The organism is Deinococcus rhizophilus (assembly GCF_030271215.1).
Taxonomy (GTDB): Bacteria; Deinococcota; Deinococci; order Deinococcales; family Deinococcaceae; genus Deinococcus; species Deinococcus rhizophilus.
Genome location: NZ_JASNGB010000296.1, coordinates 1 through 1890 on the forward strand (window position 1 = coordinate 1; position 1890 = coordinate 1890).

The window sequence follows — 1890 nt, forward strand, 5'->3', positions numbered from 1 at the left end:
CCCCGCCGCTGGCGCTGGTCGTCGCCCTCGTCGGCGGGGCCTGGGGCGCCGGGACCCTGCTGCTCACGCGGGGCGGCGCGGACGCCGGGCGCAGCTTGGCTGCCTGATGCGGACTCGGACGGAGTCGCCTACGAAGTGATTCCATCCGGGCGGAGGCGAGCAGAAGAAAGCGCGGGTTCCGGGAGATGGAGTTCCTTCCGGTGGTGTCCCGGAAGGAAAGGAAGTGGACGGCAGTCCGTATGATTGGGCTCAGAATCGGCACAAGAACGGGCCAGGAGCATGTCGCTGCCCGGCCCGGCATTGTTCCGATGGGGGTTAGCCCAGGATTCGCTTGAGATGCAGGTAGATCTCGTACCAGTCGCCCTTGTCGCNATTGGGCTCAGAATCGGCACAAGAACGGGCCAGGAGCATGTCGCTGCCCGGCCCGGCATTGTTCCGATGGGGGTTAGCCCAGGATTCGCTTGAGATGCAGGTAGATCTCGTACCAGTCGCCCTTGTCGCGGGGCCGCTTGCCGCGCAACTCGATGCGCGACAGCGTGCGGATCCAGTCGGGCGTGAGCTGGGCGCCCAGGGTGGGGTCGGCCACCAGGTCGGCCAGCCCCTTGGGCAGCGCCCCCTCGGTGGAGTCGCCGTAGAACTCGACGCCTTCCAGCAGGTCGTGGACCGTGATGGCATACGCACCCGCCAGCGTCTGGAGGGTCTCCAGACTGGGGTTGGTGCGCCCCCGCTCGAGGTCGCTGAGGTAGGGCACGCTGATTCCGGCGCTCTCGGCGACGTCCTTGAGCCGCAGCCCGCGTTCGCTGCGCAGTTCGCGGAGCCGTTCATGCAGTTTCATCATTCACCTCCTTGGCTGCGGCGGCGCACCTCCCGGGTAGGGCGGCGGTCGCCTGGGACGCCCCCCGCTCCGGGCAGGCGAATTGCCTGTGGGCAGAACCGGACGTTCCCAGTCGGAGTGTAACACCGCCCCCTGGTACGGTCAATACAGAATAAAGGCATACGCTTCTTGCCTGTGCCGAGGCAGCCTGCTAGCATCAGGGCCACTGTTCCGCCCCTGTTTCCACCCAGCCCCGGCGGCCGGTTTTGCCCCAGGAGGGCCCCATGCGTGCATTCGACATCATCGCCGCGAGTCTCCGCAGCGGTCAGGCCCACCCCACCACCGTCCTGAACACCCTGATCGAGGCCGAGAACGAGGGGGGGCTGGGCGCCATCCGGCAGATTGAGCGCCATCTCAGCATCGGGCTGCGGGCCCTGCAAGACCGCCAGCATCCCCAGAGCCCGCTGGCCCAGGCGTGGCTCAGCGCCACCCGCGCCTACCTCGTCACCCAGGCTGAACGCAGACACGCCGTTTGATCCCCGCCTTTCCCGCGCCCCCGGCTCCGGTTCGGGGGCCTTCTGCTGCACTGGAGCCCCCGCCTACTGCCAGCGTTCCCGGTGCTCGGTTCCCTCGCCCAGCAGCAGGGGCCGCACCTCACCGATCAGGTAGAGACTGCCGCACACGACGGCCATTTCGCCATCCGGCAGCAGGGCCAGGGCTTCCCGGGGTGAGTCGGCCAGCCGCAGGGGGAGGCCCGCGAAACTGGGGGCCAGCTCCGCCGGAGGCACGGCGCGGGGACTGAGCTGGGCGCGGGTCAGGATCACCTCCGAGGCGATCTCCCGCAGCGCCGCCGCCACTCCGGCCACGTCTTTGCCCGACGCTGCCCCAAAGATCACCGGCAGGGCTCCAGCACCGAGCTCCCCCAGCGCCGCCGCGAGGGCCTGTGCTCCGGCGGGGTTGTGGGCCCCGTCCAGCAGCACCTGCCCGCCCTGCCACGGCAGCACCTCCAGCCGCCCCGGCCAGATCACCCTGGCGGCCCCGGCCCGAATGGCCGACTCGCCCACGCCCAGCCGCCA

General features: G+C 69.8%; 3 protein-coding genes. 1 reads left to right on the forward strand and 2 read right to left on the reverse strand.

From position 1 onward, the window contains the following. Nucleotides 1-445 precede the first annotated feature (445 nt). Nucleotides 446-835 carry a helix-turn-helix domain-containing protein gene (locus QOL99_RS16740; protein ID WP_285525512.1) on the reverse strand — a complete coding sequence of 130 codons (390 nt, stop codon included), beginning with the start codon at nt 833-835 and terminating at the stop codon, nt 446-448. Between the two features lie 263 nt (nt 836-1098). Between QOL99_RS16740 and QOL99_RS16745 the strand changes: the two genes are divergently transcribed. Continuing rightward, a complete protein-coding gene (locus QOL99_RS16745; RefSeq protein WP_285525514.1) occupies nt 1099-1350 on the forward strand; it encodes a hypothetical protein in 252 nt (83 codons plus the stop codon). Between the two features lie 63 nt (nt 1351-1413). On the opposite strand, the gene QOL99_RS16750 is transcribed toward QOL99_RS16745, so the two are convergent. Further along, nucleotides 1414-1890: glutamate ligase domain-containing protein (locus tag QOL99_RS16750; RefSeq protein ID WP_285525515.1), on the reverse strand; the 477-nt coding region annotated here is incomplete at its 5' end.

What these genes read in the sequence shown, in the direction of transcription:
- QOL99_RS16740 (WP_285525512.1), bottom strand. Translation starts at nt 835, where the DNA reads ATGAAACTGCATGAACGGCTCCGCGAACTGCGCAGCGAACGCGGGCTG.
- QOL99_RS16745 (WP_285525514.1), top strand. Translation starts at nt 1,099, where the DNA reads ATGCGTGCATTCGACATCATCGCCGCGAGTCTCCGCAGCGGTCAGGCC.